We start from the raw sequence: 17,649 nt of genomic DNA, 5'->3' as shown, positions 1-17,649 counted from the left end.
CCATTGCGCGGTTGCGGAATATGGGTGGGGTAAATCATGCCGGTCGGTATTCGTCGAGCCGGTAAAAAACTCGGGGTGCATCGCAAAACGAATGCGCTCCCGGTGCGGAGCGCCGGCGCAAATGATCCTTTGCGACCGGCGGTATTTATCGTTCTGTTCGAGAGGCAATAATGACGACACTGAAGTCCTTGAAAGACGGTTTCGCGCTATTTGGAACGACACTGAGCGTGCCGCTCGCCGCAGCCGCGGCCGCGGCGCTGCTCGTCGCGGGGTGCGGCGGCGACGACGGGTCGGGCCCGACCGCCGCCACCGCGGCGGCCGCGACGACGTCGAACGGCAGCACGTCGGCCAGCACCAATGCAACGGCCGCCGCGCCGGCCGACCAGCCGTACGTCGACAACGACGTGTACGGCACCGGGCCGAACGACGCGGTCACGGATTCGACCGAAGGGGCCGCGGTCGTGCACCGCCAGGTCACGGTCGGCGGCAAGACCCTCCAGTACACGGCCACCACCGGCCACCTGACCACGATCGATCCGGCCACGTCGGCGCCGAACGCGAAGATGTTCTACGTTGCGTACACGCAGGACAATCCCGATCCGGGCAAGCCGCGCCCGGTCACGTTCTTCTACAACGGCGGCCCCGGCTCGTCGTCGGTCTACCTGCTGCTCGGCTCGTTCGGGCCGAAACGCCTGCAGTCGTCGTTCCCGAACTTCACGCCGCCCGCGCCGTACAAGCTGCTCGACAACCCGGACAGCCTGCTCGACCGCACCGACCTCGTGTTCATCAACCCCGTCGGCACCGGCTACTCGGCGGCGATCGCACCGGCCAGGAACAAGGACTTCTGGGGCACCGACCAGGACGCGCACTCGATCGACCGCTTCATCCAGCGCTACCTGACCAAGTACGCGCGCTGGAACTCGCCGAAGTTCCTGTTCGGCGAGTCGTACGGCACCGCGCGCAGCGCGGTCGTGTCGTGGGTGCTGCACGAGGACGGCATCGACCTGAACGGGATCACGCTGCAGTCGTCGATCCTCGACTACGCGAACGCGCTGTCCGCGCCGGGCACGTTCCCGACGCTCGCGGCCGACGCGTTCTACTGGAAGAAGACGACGCTCAACCCGACGCCGACCGATCTCGACGCGTACATGGTGCAGGCCCGCAACTATGCGGACAACACGCTCGCGCCGCTCGCGCAGAAGCCGAACCCGCAGGACGGCGGCTTCGTGAACGTGCGGCTGAACCTGAACCTGCAGACCGCGCAGCAGATGGGTTCGTACATCGGCACGGATCCGACGTCGCTGATCCAGACCTTCGGCAATCCGGCCACGCTCGGCAACGTGCCGTCGTCGAACGACAACCCGCCGTACACGTTCTTCCTGACGCTCGTGCCGGGCACGCAGATCGGCCAGTACGACGGTCGCGCGAACTTCACGGGCAAGGGCATCGCGCCGTACATCCTGCCGAACTCGGGCAGCAACGATCCGTCGATCAGCAACGTCGGCGGCGCGTACACGGTGCTGTGGAACAGCTACATCAACACCGACCTCAAGTACACGTCGACGTCGTCGTTCGTGGACCTGAACGACCAGGTCTTCAACAACTGGGACTTCAGCCACACCGACCCGACCGGCGCGAACAGGGGCGGCGGCAATACGCTGTACACGGCCGGCGACCTGGCGGCGACGATGAGCGTGAACCCGGACCTGAAGGTGCTGTCGGCGAACGGCTACTTCGATGCGGTCACGCCGTTCCACCAGACCGAGCTGACGCTCGCGCAGATGCCGCTCGATCCGACGCTCAAGACGCAGAACCTGACGATCAGGAACTACCCGTCGGGCCACATGATCTACCTGAACGATGCGTCGCGAACCGCGCTGAAGGGCGACCTCGGCAACTTCTACGACGGGATCCTCGCGAACCGTACCGCGCTGCAGCGCGTGCTGAAGCTGCAGGCGCGCACGCAGCAACTGAAGCAGCAACAACTGAAGCAGCAGGGGCAGTAAGCATCGCGTGGCGGCCCGCGCGGCTCGGCCTTGCGCCGGGCGGTGCGGGATCGCGAGGCCCCGGATGGACGACAGCCCGATCGGCGCAGGCCGGTCGGGCTGTTTTTTCAGAGGCGGGCGGTGCCGGCGCTTCGTGTGCCGGCGGCGGAAGGCGCGCGTCTCGCGGCGCCGTTACGCGAGCACGAGCCGCACGCCGACCGCGACGAGCGTCGCGGCAAGCAGATTGCGCAGCAGCCGCTCGGGCGCGCGCGCCGACAGCAGGCTGCCGAGCACGATGCCGGGCAGCGAGCCGAGCAGCAGCGACAGCAGCATCGACCAGTCGACCGAGCCGAGCAGCCAGTGGCCCATGCCCGCGACGAGCGTGAGCGGCACCGCGTGCGCGATGTCGGAGCCGACGATGCGGGTGGTCGCGAGCGCCGGATAAAGCAGCAACAGCACGGTGACGCCGATCGCGCCGGCGCCGACCGACGTCATCGACACGAGCACGCCGAGCACGGCGCCTGTCAGCACGGTCGACCACAGCGTGCGCGCGGGGCTCGGCGCGAGCGGGTTGCGCGCGGCGAGCGCGGTCAGCTGCGGCCGAAAGATCAGCGCGAGCGACGTGAGCAGCAGCGCGACGCCGAGCACCAGCTGGATCATCCGGGCCGTACCGGGCGAATTCATCCCGTGGGTGTGCAGCACCCACAGCGTGACGGCCGCGGCCGGGACGCTGCCGGCCGCGAGCCGGCCGGTGATGCGCCAGTCGATCGACCCCTTCAGCCCGTGGACGAGCGTGCCGGTGGCCTTGGTCGCGGCTGCGTACAGCAGGTCGGTGCCGACCGCCGTCGCGGGGTGGACGCCGAACAGCAGCACGAGGATCGGCGTCATCAGCGAACCGCCGCCGACGCCCGTCAGGCCGACGAGAATGCCGACGAACAGGCCGGACAGGGAGTACAGCAGATCGATATGGGGAAGCGACATCGGAAACAGGCGGTTATGCGGCGTTCGGCGGCGGCGCGCGGCTGCGGCGCGCGCGTCAAAGTCTGCCATTGTCGCAAAAGTGGCGCGTCGGTGTACGACTACGTTAAAAATCGGCCGGGAAGGCCCGACTGACGGGCCGTTCGCGGCGGGTGAAACGGTCGTTTGAACGGGCGCCGGGCCTGACGAGGCCGGGCGCGGGCGTTGGCAGGGCGTTCTGCCGATGGCTGGTTATCGGGCGTGGCGGGCGTGGCGGGGGCGGCGACGCGTGCGTCCCGGTTCAGGCTGGACGGCCGTCAATGCATCGCGGGGCCGACGCCCGAAACGGCGTCCTGGCGGCGGATGCGCAGCGCGAGGCCGAGCAGCCCGGCCGCGGCTGCGAATGCCGCGCCGACCGCGAACGCGGCGTGGTAGCCGCCGTTCAGCGCCTCGAGCGGCGCGGCGTGCGCCGCCGCGAGCGCATCGGTGCGCGCGGCCGCGAGGCTCGCGAGCACGGCGAGGCCGAGTGCGCCGCCCATCATGAACGCGGTGTTGACGATCCCCGACGCGAGCCCCGAGTCGGCCGGGTCGACGTCGCTCATCGCGGCGAGCAGCACCGGATTGAACGCGACGCCCGCGCCGATGCCGAGCAGCGTCATGCCGGGCAGCACGTGCCAGATGAAGCTGCCGTCCGCCGGCGCGCGCGAGAACAGCGCGAGGCCGCACGCGGCGATCAGCAGGCCGGCTGCGATCGGGCCGCGGATGCCGAAGCGCATCACGATCCGCGCCGACAGCCCGAGCGAGAACGCGGCCATGATCAGGTTCGCCGGCAGGAACGCGAGCCCGACCTGCAGCGGCCCGTAGCCGAGCACGCGCTGCATGTAGAGCGCGGACAGGAAGAACCACGCGAACATCGCGGCCGCCCACAGTACGCCGATCACGTTCGCGAGCGCGACGTTGCGCGCGGCGAACAGCGTGAGCGGCATCAGCGGATGCGCGACGCGCGCCTCGATCGCGATGAACAGCGCGAGCAGCACGACGGCCGCGCCGATCAGCGCGACGGTCTGCGTCGACAGCCAGCCGGCCTCGTTGCCGCCGACGATCCCGTAGACCGCGAGCATCAGCGACGCGGTCACGGTGATCGCGCCCGCGACGTCGAGCCGCGCGGCGCCGGCCGGCGCGCGCATGCGCGGCAGCAGCGCGACGCACATCGCATAGACCGCGATGCCGATCGGCAGGTTGACGAGGAAGATCCAGTGCCACGACAGCGTGCTCGTCAAGAGCCCGCCGAGCAGCACGCCGATGCTGCCGCCGCCCGCGCAGACGAAGCCGTAGACGCCCATCGCGCGCGCCCGTTCGCCCGGTTCGGTGAACAGGTTCATGATCAGCGACAGCGACACGGCCGATACGATCGCGCCGCCGAAGCCCTGCACCGCGCGCGCGGCGATCAGCATCGTCTGCGATTGCGCGAGGCCGCAGGCGAGCGACGCGAGCGTGAACACGACGAGGCCCGCGAGGAACATGCGACGCTGGCCGTACAGGTCGCCGAGCCGGCCGCCGAGCAGCAGGCAGCCGCCGAACGTCAGCAGGTACGCGTTGACGACCCACACGAGGGCCGTCTCGGTGAATTGGAGGTCGGAGCTGATCGACGGCAGCGCAACGTTGACGATCGTGCTGTCGAGCACGATCATCAGCACGCCGAGGCAGAGGACGATCAGCGCGTACCAGCGCTTCTCGCCGTGGATCCCGTGGGTCATGGGCTGGCAGCCTTCTCTCTGATAGTTATTTGAAAGGCTGAATTGTAGACGTCATTCGCGCGCGCTTCCTGCCGGTTTGTGGCAGGAGCGACGCGTAGCGGCGGCGCGCGTCGCGCGGCGCCGGACGTTATCCGCGCGGCGGCAGTTCGCAGCCGTCGGGGCCGCACGCGGCCGCGTCGTCGCCGGCGAATTCGACGATGGCGCCGTCGCGCCACGCCTGCTCGAGCGCCTGCGCGAACACGTCGGCCGGCTGCGCGCCCGACACCGCGTAGCGGCCGCCGAACACGAACAGCGGCACGCCGCGTCCGCCGATCTGCGCGGCGCGCGCGATGTCGGCCTCGACTTCGTCACGGTATGCGTCGCTGCGCAGCACGGCTTCGACGGCCGAGCGCTCGAGCCCCGTTTCGACCGCGAAGTCGAGCAGCGCCGCGTGGTCGAACAGCGAACCGTGCTCGCAGAAATAGGCGCGGTACAGCCGCTCGGTCAGCGCGTGGGCGCGGCCGGTGGCTTCCGCGAGCTTCACGAGCCGGTGGCCGTCGAGCGTGTCGCCGACGAACGTGCCGGGCAGGTCGTAGCTCAGCCCGACGCTCGCGGCCGCGTCGGTCACCTGGCGCAGCATCTGGTCGACCTGCGCGGGCGACATGCGGTACTTGCCCGCGAGCATCGCCTCCACCGGTTCGACCGGCTGGCCCGGCATCAGCCGGTACGCGCGCAGCGCGACGTCGACGTGCTCGGCGTGCGCGAACGCGGCGAGCGCCTCGTCGAAGCGGCGCTTGCCGATCCAGCACCACGGGCAGATCAGGTCGGACCAGATTTCGACGGTCAGGGTCGGGCGGGCAGTCGGGGCAGGGGTGGTCGTCATGGGCGGTCCGGGGCGGCAAATAAATGTAACCGGGACTATAGCATTTTATGCTTCGACGCTTTGTCGCTTTGTCGCTTTGTCGCTTTGTCGCTTTGTCGCGGCCTGGCCCGGGTGGAGCGGGCCGGCCCCTGACGTATCACGAAGCATCATCACGGACCGCGCGAATCGGTAGCGGTTGCCGATGTCGGCGACGGCGGCAAGCTCGGCGATCAGGCGATCGGGCGATCAGCCGACCAGCCGACCAGCCGACCAGCCGACCAGCCGACCAGCCGACCAGCCGACCAGCCGACCAGCCGACCAGCCGACCAGCCGACCAGGCCCGCAGCGCGCGCAGCGCCCGCCGCTTACGCGTCGCCCTGCGTTTCCTTCAGATGCTTCAGGTGCTTGTAGACGGTCGCGCGCCCCATCCCGAGCACGTTCGCGACGTAGTTCGCGGCGCTCTTGCCGCGGAACGCGCCTTCCGCGTACAGCGCCTCGACGAGTTCGCGCCGGTGCTCGCGCGTGAGGCCGTTCAGGCCGACCTGCCGGTCGCGCAGCCAGCCGTGCAGGAACGTGTTGATGCGCTCCTGCCAGTCGTCGCGGAACAGCTCGTCCGGTTGCGCGACGATGCCCGCGCCCTTGATGAACACGTCGAGCGTCGCGCGGACGTCGTCGAACACCGCAATGTTGAAGTTGATGCACATCATCCCGGCCGGGCGGCCTTCGTCGTCGAACAGCACGTTGCTCACGCAACGCATCCGCCGGCCGTCCCAGTTCAGTTTCTCGTACGGGCCGATCACGCGCTCGCGCGCCGAATGATCGATTTCCTCGAGCGCCGAGTCGTCGCCGACCTCGCGCTTCGACAGGTTGTTCGCGAGATACAGCACGGTCTGGTCGTGCAGGTCGTGGATCACGACTTCCGCATACGGGAAGAACAACGCCGCGATGCCGTCGGCGATCGGTGCGTAGCGGGTGAGCAGCAGGTCTTTGACGGGGGATTGCTTCTTGCGCATCGGAATCGCCATCTCGGGTGGGCGGGGGCCGGACGGTGCGTCGGCGCGGCGCGCCGGCATACCGTCGACCGGCTCGTCCGTGCGCCCGCGCGCTGCCGCGGCGGCGGTTGCGCCATTGTATCGGCCCCGCGTGCGCGTGCCGCTCATGCGCGCGTCAGATGCGTGTACAGCGCGTGCGCGATCGCGATGTCCTCGAGCCCGAGGCCGATCGAGCGGAAGAACGCGTGACGGGTGCGCGACGGCGCCGCGCAGGTGCCGGCGACGAGCGCGGGCAGGTCGCCGACGATCCGCTCGGGTGTCCAGCCGTGCCCGGCCGCCGCGATCTGCATCTCGCCCGCGCTCGCGGGCGTCGTGTCGCGGTAGTCGCAGTACACGTCCATGTCGGGCAGCCACGCGGGCGGAATCTCGTGCGCGCGCGCGACGTTGGTGCTGATCGACGTGACGAGCGCGGGGCGCGTGAGCATGCCGTCGGCGAGCACCGGCGTGCCCGACGACGTGCACAGCATCACGACGTCCGCGTCGCGCACGCACGCCGCGACGCTGGCGGCCGCTCGGGCGCGCGGGTCGATCCGCGCGAGCGTCGCCTGCAGCGCCGGGTCGCCGGCGAGCGCGGGCGAATGGACGCTGATCGAGGCCCAGTCGCGCAGTGCCGCCGTGTGGCGCAGATGCGCGAGGCCGACCGCGCCCGTGCCGATCACGGCGAGCCGGCGCGCCTCGCGCGGCGCGAGGCAGTCGACCGCGAGGGCCGTCGTGCCGGCCGTGCGCTCGACCGTCAGCAGCCCCGCGTCGCACCACATCAGCGGCTGGCCGGTGCGCATCGACATCAGCGCGGTCCAGGCGGTGACGATCGGCTTGCCGCCCGTCACGACGTACGGCGACAGCTTCGCGCCGAACACCTGCTCGTCGGCGAGCGCGCCGAGATACGTGATGAAGTCGCCGGCCTGTTCGGGGAACAGCGTGAGGGTTTGCGGCGGCTGCACCGCGCGGGCCGACGCGAGCGACGCGAACATGCGGCGCAGCGAGCCGAGCACGTCGAGCGACGGCAGCGCCGCGCGCACCGCGGCTTCGTCGACGGTCAGCGGCAGGGTCGGGGCGGGTTGCGTCATGGGACTTCTCCGGTCGGGGCCGGACAGGACAGTCTCGAAAGCGGGCGTCCGGCGGTGTTCGTGATGGATTAAAAGTCTAATATAGACAAAAGAAGTCGGGTGAATTTTTCTTTTCGGGACGGGATCGCACCGCGCGTCGTGGGAAAAACATCGATAAAACAAGGGTGTTTCACGCGACCGATGGCATTTCGATGGATGGCGTCAGCACCGGGATTATCGTATCCCCTATAGTCTATAGTAGACTAAGAGTCTATATTTTGCGTGCAGACCAACGTGCCGCCGCACGGCGACCGGTCTTCACTGCCTCAATCCGGAATCGAAGGACATCCGTCATGAACTGGAAGCTTTCCCTCTGCGCCGTCGCGGCGCTTGCGTGCGCGGCCGTCACCGCCCACGCGGAACAGACCACGCTGCGCTTCGGGATCGAAGCCGCCTATCCGCCGTTCGAGAGCAAGACGCCGGCCGGCCAGCTGCAGGGTTTCGACGTCGACGTCGGCAACGCGGTCTGCGCGAAGCTGAACATGAAGTGCGTGTGGGTCGAGAATGCGTTCGACGGGCTGATCCCGGCGCTGCAGGCGCGCAAGTTCGACGCGATCAATTCGGCGATGAACATCACCGCCAAGCGCAAGCAGAGCATCGACTTCACGCCGGCGATCTACGTGGTGCCGATCGTGATGGTCGCGCACCGCGGCTCGCCGCTGCGGCCCGACGCCGCGAGCCTGCGCGGCAAGCACGTCGGCGTGCTGCAGGGCTCGTCGCAGGAGGATTTCCTGAAGGCGCACTGGGCCAATGCGGGCGTGGACGTCGTGTCGTATCAGGACCAGGACCAGATCTATGCCGATCTCGTCGCCGGGCGTCTCGACGCGGCCGTGCAGGAAGCGCAGACCGCGCAGGACGGCTTCCTCGACAAGCCGGCCGGCCGCGACTACCAGATCGTCGGCGAGCCGCTGAAGGATCCGGCGACGCTCGGCGAAGGCACCGGCTTCGGGATGCGCAAGGGCGACAAGGCGCTGCAGGCGAAGATCGTCGGCGCGCTCGACGCGCTCAAGAAGGACGGCACGCTGAGCACGCTGTCGCAGAAGTACTTCAAGCGCGACATCGTCGCGAAGTAAGCCTGGCCGCGCGCCGGCCGCGGTGCCGGCGCGTGTTGCACCGAATCTCGCACCGAATCTCGACGCAGTACGGGGAAGCATGGATTTCGACGTCATCGTTCTGGGGGCCGGCATCGTCGGCGTGTCGTCGGCGCTGCATCTGCAGGATCGCGGGCTGCGCGTCGCGCTCGTCGACCGGCGCGCGCCCGGCGAGGAAACGAGCCACGGCAACGCCGGGCTGATCGAGCGCTCGTCGGTCGTGCCGTACGCGTTCCCGCGCCGGCTCGGCACGCTGCTGCGCTACGCATGCAATCGCTCGGTCGATCTCTACTGGGATTACAAGGCATTGCCCGCGTATGCCGGCTGGCTCGCGCGCTTCTGGCGCGAATCGTCGCCGCAGCGGCTCGCGGCCGCGGCGCGCGACATGCTGCCGCTCGTCGCGGCGAGCGTCGTCGAGCACGACGCGCTGCTCGCGCGCACCGACGCGCAGCCGCTCGTGCATGACGGCGGATGGATCGAGGCGTTCCGTTCGCCCGCGCTGTTCGACGCGGAAACGCACGCGCAGCAGCGGGTGGCCGACGCGCACGGGTTGCGGATGAGCGTGCTCGACGCGCGCGCGTTGCGCGAACGCGAGCCCGGCATCGGCGATGCATTCTGCGGCGCATTCCACTGGCAGGACCCGAAGACCGTGTCGAGCCCCGGGGGCCTCACGAAGGCGTACGCGCGGCTGTTCGAGCGCGACGGCGGCACGTTCGTGTGCGGCGACGCGACGACGCTCGCGCAGGTGCGCGACGGCTGGCAGGTCGAAACCGCGCATGGGCCGATCGCGGCACGGTTGGCCGTGGTCGCGCTCGGGCCGTGGTCCGATCACGTATTCGCGCCGCTCGGCTACCGGATTCCGCTGCGCGCGAAGCGCGGCTATCACATGCATTACCGGCCAACCCGCGCGCCGCTGAACGTACCCGTCTGCGATACCGAGGAGGGCTTCGTCGTCGCGCCGATGGAGGGCGGCCGCCTGCGGCTCACGACCGGCGTCGAGATCGCGTTGCGCGGCGCGCCGCCGACCGGCGTGCAGCTCGCGCGCGCCGAACCGCTGGCGCGCGACGCGTTCGGTATCGGCGAGCGCCTCGATCCCGCGCCGTGGCTCGGGATGCGGCCGTGCACGCCAGACATGCGGCCGGTGATCGGGCCTGCGCCGCGCCATCGTCATCTGTGGTTCGCGTTCGGCCACTGCCACCACGGGCTCACGCTCGGCCCCGCGACCGGGCGTCTGCTCGCCGAGATGATGACGGGCGCGCCGACCTACATCGATCCCCATCCGTACCGACCCGCGCGCTTCGGCTGAGCCCGTTGCGACACGACGGCCGCCGCGCGTGCGGCCGTCACAGTTTTTCATTCTGCTGTCCGCATTATCCGAAACCGCGCAACCGGAAATGATCTGCGTAATTGGTCGGAAAGAAATCGCTCAATAAGAGAATCAGAAAAAAGCGATTTATTAATGCATTTTTATGAAAATGAAATGCGAAGCATGCGGTCCGTCCGGGCAATCCGGCGACGCTCCGTCACGGACGTTCCGATGTGACCCGGAATGTACCGGAACACGTTACTTCAGGCCTCGCAAACGTTACGTTACATCCGCGCTCCGGACACCTTTATCGTCAGACGATTTTGGCCGGGCGACCCGGTTATTTCAGCGGAAATCCATATAAAACCGTTATTGGCTTGCAATAGGCCAACGAATCGATTCGTCTCATCTGGGTGGCACACTTCGTGCAATCCGTCCCCATGCTTTATCAACGTAGTGCCAACCGAGATGGGGTAAAGATGGGACAAAATTTTAAATTGACGGGTGTGGCGCTGTCGGTCGCGACGGTGTTCGGGGTCATGGTTTCCGGTTCGGCTGTCGCGGGGCCGCTCGATGCGCTGCCGATTCCGCAAGTGGTCGTGACTCCGTCGGCGAACGGCGTATCGATCGGGCTGGCCGCGACCGGCACGTCGCCGCTGGGTTCGGTCACCGTGGCGGCGGGTGGGGCTGGCACGATTCAGACGTCGCTGGGCAATCCGGCGCAGGCGTTGTCGGGTGCGGCGAACGCGCTGCAAGGTGCGCTCGGCGGCGGCAACCCGGCAGGTGCGCTGACCGGTGCGCTGAATACGGCGACGGGGACGTTGAGCAATGCGGTTGGCACGGCAACGGGCGCACTGGGGAATGTGGGCGGCGGCGCGAATCCGCTGGCGCCGGTGCAGGGTGCAGTGAATCAAGTGACGGGTGCGCTGGGTGGCGGCAACCCGGCAGGTGCATTGACCGGCGCCCTCGGCACGGTCACGGGCGCGTTGGGTAACGTCGGTGGCGGTGCGAATCCGCTGGCGCCGGTTCAAGGTGTCGTCAATCAAGTGACGGGGGCGCTGGGCAGCGGCAACCCGGCAGGTGCATTGACCGGCGCCCTCGGCACGGTCACGGGCGCGTTGGGTAACGTCGGTGGCGGTGCGAATCCGCTGGCGCCGGTCCAGGGTGTGGTGAATCAAGCAACAGGGGCGCTCGGCGGCGGCAACCCGGCAGGCGCACTGACTGGCGCCCTCGGCACGGTCACGGGCGCGTTGGGTAACGTCGGTGGCGGTGCGAATCCGCTGGCACCGGTTCAAGGTGTCGTCAATCAAGTAGCGGGTGCGCTCGGCGGCGGTAACCCTGCCGGTGCACTGACCGGCGCGCTGAATACGGCGACGGGCACGCTCAGCAACGCCCTCGGCACGGTCACGGGCGCACTGGGCAACGTCGGTGGCGGCGCAAATCCGCTGGCGCCGGTTCAGGGTGTGGTGAACCAAGTAACGGGTGCGCTCGGCAGTGGCAACCCGGCAGGCTCACTGACCGGCGCTCTGGGCACGGCGACGGGTGCCTTGGGCAACGTCGGTGGAGGCAACCCGGCAAGCGCACTGACCGGCGCTCTCGGCACGTTGACGGGCGCACTGGGCAACGTCGGCGGCACGAACCCGCTGACGCCGATCCAGAACGTCGTCGACCAGGTCACGGGCACGCTGGGCAGCGGCAATCCGGCCGGTGGACTGAGCAACGCGGTCAATACGATCACGGGGACGCTCGGCAACGTCGGTGGCACGTCGAGCCCGCTGGCCCCGGTGCAAGGCGCCGTCACGCAACTCGCCGGCACGCTCGGCAACGGCAGCCCGGTCGAGGCACTGTCGAACGCGGTGAACTCGGCGACGGGGGCACTCGGCAACCTCGGCGGCACGAACCCGCTGGCCCCGGTACAGGGTGTCGTGAACCAGGTCGTCGGCACGCTGTCGGGCGCTGGCGGCGGCAGCCCGATCGCGCCGATCACGAACCTCGTCAGCGGCCTGCAGAACGCGCTGCCGACGGGTGGTAACGCGGCCGGTGCGCTGACCGGTGCGCTCGGTTCGGTGACGGGCGCGCTCGGCAATCTCGGCAGTTCGAACCCGCTGGCCCAGGTACAGGGCGTCGTGAACCAGGTGGTCGGCACGCTCGGCAGCAGCAACCCGGCCGGCGCTTTGAGCAACGCGGTCAGCTCGGTGACGGGCGCACTCGGCAGCCTCGGCGGCACGAACCCGCTGGCGCCGGTGCAAGGCGTCGTGAACCAGGTGGTCGGCACTCTCGGCAGCAGCATCCCGGCCGCCGCCCTGAGCAACGCGGTCAGCTCGGTGACGGGCGCACTCGGCAGCCTCGGCGGCACGAACCCGCTGGCCCCGGTGCAAGGTGTCGTGAACCAGGTCGTCGGCGTGCTGTCGGGCGCAGGCGGCAGCAGCCCGATCGCGCCGATCACGAACCTCGTCAGCGGTCTGACCGGCGGCAGCAACCCGGCCGGCGCACTGACCGGTGCGCTCGGTTCGGTGACGGGTGCCCTCGCGAACGGTCCGGCAGCCCTCGGGCAGGCAGCCGGCGCGTTGTCGGGCGCGACCGGTTCGACGGCTGCAGCGGGCGGCAGCCTGCTCGGCTCGGGCGCCAGCGCGGCGGGCAGTACGGCGGGCGCAGCCGGTTCGCTGCTGTCGACGGGCGGCAACGCGACGGCGACGGTCGTCAATGCGGGCGGCACGACGGTGGGCACGGCGCTGGGTTCCACGCCGAGCCTGTCGGTCACGCCGCACTCGGGCAACAGCTCCGCGAACAACCCGCTCGCGCCGGTGTCGACGCTGCTGCAGGCGGTGACGGGCGCATTGCCGAAGTAACCTGCCGGAATGCGCGGCGGCGGTCCAGCGCCTGCCGCGCGCAACGGGTCGCTCGACGCGGCATGACAGCAGTGTCATGCCGCGTTTTCTTTGGGGTCCGGATGGACTTCGTGGGATGAATGACGCCGTATTGCGGGGCGGAATGGAATAACCGGCCGGATCCGTCCGTTTACATACCGAGTAGCGGCGCAGCCGGACAGCGGGATAATGGTCATGACGAAGTCGATGTCCCGTCCGGCGGTGCCGTGCCGTGATGCCATGCCAAGGAGAACGGGAATGAAGACGATGCTGTTCGCCATCGCGCTGACCGCCGCGATCGCGCGGCCCGCGGCCGCCGAGCCGCCGCAGGCGGGTGACGGGAAACTGGTCGACGAAGATCACATGACGCTGTACGTGTTCGATCACGACGCGCCGGGCAAGAGCACATGCACCGGCACCTGCGCGGCCAACTGGCCGCCGGCGCTCGCCGACGCATACGACAAGGCGTCGGGTGCACTGAGCCTCGTCACGCGTGACGACGGCAGGAAGCAATGGGCGTACCACGGCCGTCCGCTGTATCGCTGGAAGATGGACCGCAAGGCCGGCGACGCGGGCGGCGACGGGATCGGCGGCATGTGGCACGTCGCGCGTCCCTGAGAACGGACGGACTGACGGACTGACCGCTGGACTGACGTCGCGGCGACGCGCGAGGCATCCGGATGAGCTACGAATCGGACCTGCTGGTGTGGCTGCCGCATCTCACGCGGTATGCGCGCGCGCTGACGGGCGACCGGGCTTGGGCGGACGATCTCGTGCAGGACACGCTCGAGCGCGCGCTGAACCGGCCGCCGCGCGATGGCGGCAACCTGCGCGCGTGGCTGCTGACGCTGCTGCGCCACCGCTTCATCGACCAGTTGCGCGCGCGGCACGAGATCGCGGTCGACGATGCGACCGCGCCATGGCAGACGATGGCCGCACCGACCGACGAGATCGACGGCCTGCTGCTGCGCGACGTGCAGCGCGCGCTGTACCGGCTGCCCGTCGAGCAGCGCGAGGTGCTGCTGCTGGTCGCGCTCGAGGAGTTGAGCTACCGCGACGCCGCACAGGTGCTCGGCGTGCCGGTGGGGACGGTGATGTCGCGGCTGTCACGGGCGCGTGAACAGATGCGTGCGCTGCTGTCCGGCGAGCCGCCGGCGCACGGCACGGCCGCGTTACGGGTGATCGGGAAGACATGATGGACGACGATCCGCGCAAACCTTCGGACGATCGGGACGACGCCGTGTCGGCGCAACTGCTGTCGGCGCTGCTCGACGGCGAGCTGTCCGGGCAGGAGCGCCGCGAGGTGCTCGAACGGCTGCGGTCCGATCCGCGGGAAGCCGACCGGTTCGCGCATTACGGCGCGCAGCGCGACGCGCTGCGCGCGCTGTTCCCGCTGCCGGCCGCCGCACCCGCGCTGTTCGTGCAGCGGCGCGTGCCGCGCTGGCGCGGCGTCGCGTATGCGTTTGCGGGGCTGGCGGCCGGGCTGGTGATCGGCGTCGCGCTGCATGCGGGCTGGACGGTGTTCGGCGTCGAACCGGCGTTCGCCGCGCGCGCGGATGTCGCGTATGCCGTGTACTCGGCCGATCGCGAACACCCGGTCGAACTCGATGCCCGCGATCCGGCGCGCCTGGCCGGATGGTTGTCCGCGCGTCTCGGCCGGTCCGTGCGCGCACCGTCGCTCGACGAATACGGCTACGCGCTGCTGGGCGGCCGGCTGCTGCCGGGCGACGCGGGGCCGGCCGCGCAGCTGATGTACCAGCGTGCGGACGGCGCGCGGGTGACGCTGTACATGACGGCGTACGATGCGCGGCGCCTCGCGCCGCAGGGGAGGTCGGCGAACGGCCGCTACACGTATTTCTGGTCGGATCGCGGCATGGGCTACGCGCTGTCCGGCCGCGGCGACGAACGGCGCCTGCGCGAACTCGCGATCGAAGCATGCGGCGCGCTTGGCGGGCCGACCGATGCATGGAAGGAATGACGCGCGTCGCATCGGCAGGGAGGAGAACATGAACGCGAAGGCGGCGATGGTGGCGGTGGTGCTCGCGGCAGGCGCCGGGCTCGCGCGGGCGGACGGCGACGCTCCGGTGCGCGTGCCGGTCGACGCCGACGGCGTGCAGCGGGTGGCGATCGTCGGCGGCAGCTATTTCTTTCGTCCGAGCCACGTGATCGTCCGCGCGCACGTGCCGGTCGAACTGACCGTGTCGGTCGAACCCGGCCTCGTGCCGCACAGTTTCGAAATCGACGCGCCGCAGGCCGGCATCGCGGTGCACACCGAACTCGGCACGACGCCGCGCACCCTGCGCTTCACGCCGACGGCGCCCGGCCGCTTCGCCTACTATTGCACGCATCGGCTGCTGTTCTTGCGCAGCCATCGCGAGCGCGGCATGGAAGGCGTGCTCGACGTCGAGGCGGCGCCATGATCGCCGCGTTGCTGGCCGCGAGCCTGATAGGAGCGAGCATGACAGCCGACCCCGTGACCGTCGCGCAGACGCATTTCGACCAGGTCCACTCGTACCGCGCGACGATCCGCTCGTCGGCGCGAAGCGGCGAGCACGCCGAATTCCACTACGCGTACCTGAAACCCGGCTTCGTCCGGATGGACTTCGTGTCGCCGCATCACGGCGCGGTGCTCGCGTACGATCCCGGCGACGGCAAGGTCCGGCTGCGCCCGTTCGGCGAGCATGTGCCGCCCGCGCTGACGCTGTCGCCGTCCAATCCGATCCTGCGCGACCGCAGCGGCCATCGCGTCGACCGGTCGGACGTCGGCGTGCTGCTGCACAACGTGCATGCGCTGCAGCAGGGGGGCGCGACGGTGACGGAAGGCCAGGAAACGATCGGCGGCCGCACCACGCTGCGCGTGTCGGTGACGGGTGCGCCGGCGCACGTGGTCGACGGCGTGCATCGCTACCGGCTGTGGCTGGACACCGAGGACGGCTTTCCGCTGAAGGTCGTCAGCTTCGCGGACGACGACGGCGCGCCGCTCGAAACGGTGACGCTCGACGACGTCGAGATCGACGTCGCGTTTCCCGCGCGCTTTTTCGCGCCCTGATCCCTGATCTCTGATCCCGACTCGCGCCGGAGGCTGCATGGCGGAATACCGGTTTTCGACGACATGGCGCGTGGACGCGCCGCTCGCGGCGGTCTGGGACGCGATCTACCAGGTCGACCGCTGGCCCGACTGGTGGAAGGGCGCCGTGCGGACCGTCGAGATCGAGCGCGGCGACGCGTGCGGCGTCGGCGCGCTGCAGCGCTACACGTGGAAAGGCGCGTTGCCGTACCGGCTGACGTTCGACATGCGCGTGCTGCGCGTCGAGTGGCCGCATGTGCTCGAAGGCCGTGCGAGCGGCGCGATCGAAGGCGACGGCTGCTGGTCGTTTGCCGACGACGGCACGTGCACCGTCGTGCGCTACGACTGGCACATCCGCACGCGCGAGCGCTGGATGAACTGGCTGGAGCCGGTCGCGCGCCCGCTGTTCGTCTGGAATCACGACGTCGTGATGCGCGAAGGCGCGAAAGGTCTCGCGCGCCGGCTGGGCGCCGAAGTCGAAACCGACGGCCGGATCTTCCGGCCCGTCGACGGCGCCGGCTGCGCCGACGCCTGATCGTCGCGCGTCCGTCACCGCGCGTACGCCATCACCGCACCGTCGACGACGAGCGCGACGCGCTCGCCGGGCGCCGGACACCGATGTCCCGGCACGCGCGCGCGCACGAGCACGTCGGCATCGGCGTCGAGGCGCACCAGCACGTCCGCGTCCTGCCCGGCGAACTGCGTGGCCTCGACGCGCGCGGCATGACCGCGCACGGCATCGGCGTGCGCGGCGGGCACGATGCCGATCTGCTCGGGACGCAGCATCGCGTCGGCCGGCCCGTCGGGCAGCGGCGCGACGAGCGGCAGCTCGCCGAGTGCGCAGGCGATGCGTCCGTCGTGCACGCGGCCCGCGAGCAGCACGGCCTGCCCGACGAACGACGCGACGTCGCGCGTGACGGGCTGCCGGTACAGCGTCTGCGGCGCAGCCGTCTGCACGAGCCGGCCCTGCCACAGCACCGCGACCTCGTCGCCGAGCGTCATCGCCTCGGGCTGGTCGTGCGTGACGAGCACCGACGTCGCGCCCGCCGCGGCGAGCGCATCGGCGACCGCGCTGCGCGTTTCGTGGCGCAGCGACGTGTCGAGCGCGGAGAACGGCTCGTCGAGGATCACGAGCGACGGTTCGGGCGCGAGCGCGCGCGCCAGCGCGACGCGCTGCTGCTGTCCGCCGGAGAGCTGCTGCGGCACGCGGCTCGCGTACGACGCGGGCAGTCCGACCATCTCGAGCAGTGCGTCGACGCGATGATGGCGCCGGCGCGCCGCGCGCGGCAGCCCGAACGCGATGTTGTCGGCCACCGACAGATGCGGAAACAGCGCGCCTTCCTGCGGCACGTAGCCGATCCGGCGCCGTTCGGGCGGCAGGTGCAGGCCGGGTGCGGCCACGCGCCGGCCGTCGATTTCGACGGTGCCGCGCTCGGCGTGCTCGAAGCCGCACAGCACGCGCAGCAGCGTCGTCTTGCCGCTGCCGGACGGGCCGAGCAGCGCGAGCCGCGCGCCGCGCCGCACCGTGAGATCGATGTCGTGCAGGACGGTATGCGATCCGAACGATTTCGACAGGCCGTGGATGCGTAGTTCGCTCATGAGCGGTTCCGGGGAAGAGAG

At 69.9% G+C, this 17,649-nt stretch carries 16 protein-coding genes; 10 read left to right on the top strand and 6 right to left on the bottom strand.

The window, feature by feature from the left end; translation table 11 throughout:
- Positions 1–170: 170 nt before the first annotated feature.
- On the top strand, positions 171–2,006 hold the full coding sequence (locus tag U5771_RS26945) for a S10 family serine carboxypeptidase-like protein (RefSeq protein ID WP_322026791.1): 1,836 nt from the start codon (positions 171–173) through the stop codon (positions 2,004–2,006).
- 171 nt (positions 2,007–2,177) lie between these two features.
- Here U5771_RS26945 and U5771_RS26940 read toward each other — a convergent pair whose 3' ends face one another.
- The 5 genes from U5771_RS26940 to U5771_RS26915 form a co-directional block, all read right to left on the bottom strand.
- Complete coding sequence (locus U5771_RS26940; RefSeq protein WP_322026790.1) at positions 2,178–2,966, bottom strand: sulfite exporter TauE/SafE family protein; 789 nt, start codon at positions 2,964–2,966, stop codon at positions 2,178–2,180.
- Between the two features lie 293 nt (positions 2,967–3,259).
- Positions 3,260–4,699, bottom strand: a complete 1,440-nt coding sequence (locus U5771_RS26935; RefSeq protein ID WP_322026789.1) for a DHA2 family efflux MFS transporter permease subunit — start codon at positions 4,697–4,699, stop codon at positions 3,260–3,262.
- 127 nt (positions 4,700–4,826) lie between these two features.
- Positions 4,827–5,561, bottom strand: coding sequence for a DsbA family oxidoreductase (locus U5771_RS26930; protein ID WP_322026788.1), 735 nt, complete (start codon positions 5,559–5,561; stop codon positions 4,827–4,829).
- 344 nt (positions 5,562–5,905) lie between these two features.
- A complete protein-coding gene (locus tag U5771_RS26920; RefSeq protein WP_322026787.1) occupies positions 5,906–6,700 on the bottom strand; it encodes a transcriptional regulator in 795 nt (264 codons plus the stop codon).
- The gene (locus tag U5771_RS26915) at positions 6,697–7,659 is read right to left on the bottom strand and encodes an ornithine cyclodeaminase family protein (RefSeq protein ID WP_322026786.1); all 963 of its coding nucleotides are present in this window, start codon (positions 7,657–7,659) and stop codon (positions 6,697–6,699) included. The genes U5771_RS26920 and U5771_RS26915 overlap by 4 nt, the downstream gene beginning before the upstream one ends.
- A 332-nt stretch (positions 7,660–7,991) precedes the next feature.
- On the opposite strand from U5771_RS26915, the gene U5771_RS26910 reads away from it, so the two are divergent.
- The 9 genes from U5771_RS26910 to U5771_RS26870 all read left to right on the top strand — a co-directional run bounded on the left by U5771_RS26910 (position 7,992) and on the right by U5771_RS26870 (position 16,564).
- Complete coding sequence (locus tag U5771_RS26910) at positions 7,992–8,771, top strand: ABC transporter substrate-binding protein (protein ID WP_322026785.1); 780 nt, start codon at positions 7,992–7,994, stop codon at positions 8,769–8,771.
- A 79-nt stretch (positions 8,772–8,850) separates the two neighbouring features.
- The gene (locus U5771_RS26905) at positions 8,851–10,095 is read left to right on the top strand and encodes an FAD-binding oxidoreductase (RefSeq protein ID WP_322026784.1); all 1,245 of its coding nucleotides are present in this window, start codon (positions 8,851–8,853) and stop codon (positions 10,093–10,095) included.
- Between the two features lie 479 nt (positions 10,096–10,574).
- Positions 10,575–12,944: a hypothetical protein gene (locus U5771_RS26900; protein ID WP_322026783.1), complete on the top strand. Its 2,370-nt coding sequence runs from the start codon at positions 10,575–10,577 to the stop codon at positions 12,942–12,944.
- A gap of 276 nt (positions 12,945–13,220) precedes the next feature.
- On the top strand, positions 13,221–13,580 hold the full coding sequence (locus U5771_RS26895; protein WP_322026782.1) for a hypothetical protein: 360 nt from the start codon (positions 13,221–13,223) through the stop codon (positions 13,578–13,580).
- Positions 13,581–13,642: 62 nt separating this feature from the next.
- The gene (locus U5771_RS26890) at positions 13,643–14,158 is read left to right on the top strand and encodes a sigma-70 family RNA polymerase sigma factor (protein WP_322026781.1); all 516 of its coding nucleotides are present in this window, start codon (positions 13,643–13,645) and stop codon (positions 14,156–14,158) included.
- Entirely contained in the window at positions 14,158–14,940 is a 783-nt protein-coding gene (locus tag U5771_RS26885; RefSeq protein ID WP_322026780.1) for an anti-sigma factor, read from the top strand. The genes U5771_RS26890 and U5771_RS26885 overlap by 1 nt, the downstream gene beginning before the upstream one ends.
- Positions 14,941–14,968: 28 nt before the next feature.
- Positions 14,969–15,382, top strand: a complete 414-nt coding sequence (locus tag U5771_RS26880; RefSeq protein ID WP_322026779.1) for a quinol oxidase — start codon at positions 14,969–14,971, stop codon at positions 15,380–15,382.
- Positions 15,379–16,011 carry a DUF1571 domain-containing protein gene (locus U5771_RS26875; protein ID WP_322026778.1) on the top strand — a complete coding sequence of 211 codons (633 nt, stop codon included), beginning with the start codon at positions 15,379–15,381 and terminating at the stop codon, positions 16,009–16,011. The genes U5771_RS26880 and U5771_RS26875 overlap by 4 nt, the downstream gene beginning before the upstream one ends.
- Positions 16,012–16,048: 37 nt before the next feature.
- Positions 16,049–16,564: an SRPBCC family protein gene (locus U5771_RS26870; protein ID WP_322026777.1), complete on the top strand. Its 516-nt coding sequence runs from the start codon at positions 16,049–16,051 to the stop codon at positions 16,562–16,564.
- Positions 16,565–16,578: 14 nt separating this feature from the next.
- Here the strand turns inward: U5771_RS26870 and U5771_RS26865 are convergent, their stop codons facing one another.
- Entirely contained in the window at positions 16,579–17,628 is a 1,050-nt protein-coding gene (locus tag U5771_RS26865) for an ABC transporter ATP-binding protein (protein ID WP_322026776.1), read from the bottom strand.
- Positions 17,629–17,649: the final 21 nt, after the last annotated feature.

Source organism: Burkholderia sp. BCC1977, from assembly GCF_905339595.1.
In the GTDB taxonomy this organism is placed as follows: domain Bacteria; phylum Pseudomonadota; class Gammaproteobacteria; order Burkholderiales; family Burkholderiaceae; genus Burkholderia.
The sequence above is the reverse complement of the archived record's forward strand: the minus strand, read 5'-3'. Positions and strand labels throughout refer to the sequence as shown.

What these genes read in the sequence shown, in the direction of transcription:
- U5771_RS26945 (WP_322026791.1), top strand. Translation starts at nt 171, where the DNA reads ATGACGACACTGAAGTCCTTGAAAGACGGTTTCGCGCTATTTGGAACG.
- U5771_RS26940 (WP_322026790.1), bottom strand. Translation starts at nt 2,966, where the DNA reads ATGTCGCTTCCCCATATCGATCTGCTGTACTCCCTGTCCGGCCTGTTC.
- U5771_RS26935 (WP_322026789.1), bottom strand. Translation starts at nt 4,699, where the DNA reads ATGACCCACGGGATCCACGGCGAGAAGCGCTGGTACGCGCTGATCGTC.
- U5771_RS26930 (WP_322026788.1), bottom strand. Translation starts at nt 5,561, where the DNA reads ATGACGACCACCCCTGCCCCGACTGCCCGCCCGACCCTGACCGTCGAA.
- U5771_RS26920 (WP_322026787.1), bottom strand. Translation starts at nt 6,700, where the DNA reads ATGAGCGGCACGCGCACGCGGGGCCGATACAATGGCGCAACCGCCGCC.
- U5771_RS26915 (WP_322026786.1), bottom strand. Translation starts at nt 7,659, where the DNA reads ATGACGCAACCCGCCCCGACCCTGCCGCTGACCGTCGACGAAGCCGCG.
- U5771_RS26910 (WP_322026785.1), top strand. Translation starts at nt 7,992, where the DNA reads ATGAACTGGAAGCTTTCCCTCTGCGCCGTCGCGGCGCTTGCGTGCGCG.
- U5771_RS26905 (WP_322026784.1), top strand. Translation starts at nt 8,851, where the DNA reads ATGGATTTCGACGTCATCGTTCTGGGGGCCGGCATCGTCGGCGTGTCG.
- U5771_RS26900 (WP_322026783.1), top strand. Translation starts at nt 10,575, where the DNA reads ATGGGACAAAATTTTAAATTGACGGGTGTGGCGCTGTCGGTCGCGACG.
- U5771_RS26895 (WP_322026782.1), top strand. Translation starts at nt 13,221, where the DNA reads ATGAAGACGATGCTGTTCGCCATCGCGCTGACCGCCGCGATCGCGCGG.
- U5771_RS26890 (WP_322026781.1), top strand. Translation starts at nt 13,643, where the DNA reads ATGAGCTACGAATCGGACCTGCTGGTGTGGCTGCCGCATCTCACGCGG.
- U5771_RS26885 (WP_322026780.1), top strand. Translation starts at nt 14,158, where the DNA reads ATGGACGACGATCCGCGCAAACCTTCGGACGATCGGGACGACGCCGTG.
- U5771_RS26880 (WP_322026779.1), top strand. Translation starts at nt 14,969, where the DNA reads ATGAACGCGAAGGCGGCGATGGTGGCGGTGGTGCTCGCGGCAGGCGCC.
- U5771_RS26875 (WP_322026778.1), top strand. Translation starts at nt 15,379, where the DNA reads ATGATCGCCGCGTTGCTGGCCGCGAGCCTGATAGGAGCGAGCATGACA.
- U5771_RS26870 (WP_322026777.1), top strand. Translation starts at nt 16,049, where the DNA reads ATGGCGGAATACCGGTTTTCGACGACATGGCGCGTGGACGCGCCGCTC.
- U5771_RS26865 (WP_322026776.1), bottom strand. Translation starts at nt 17,628, where the DNA reads ATGAGCGAACTACGCATCCACGGCCTGTCGAAATCGTTCGGATCGCAT.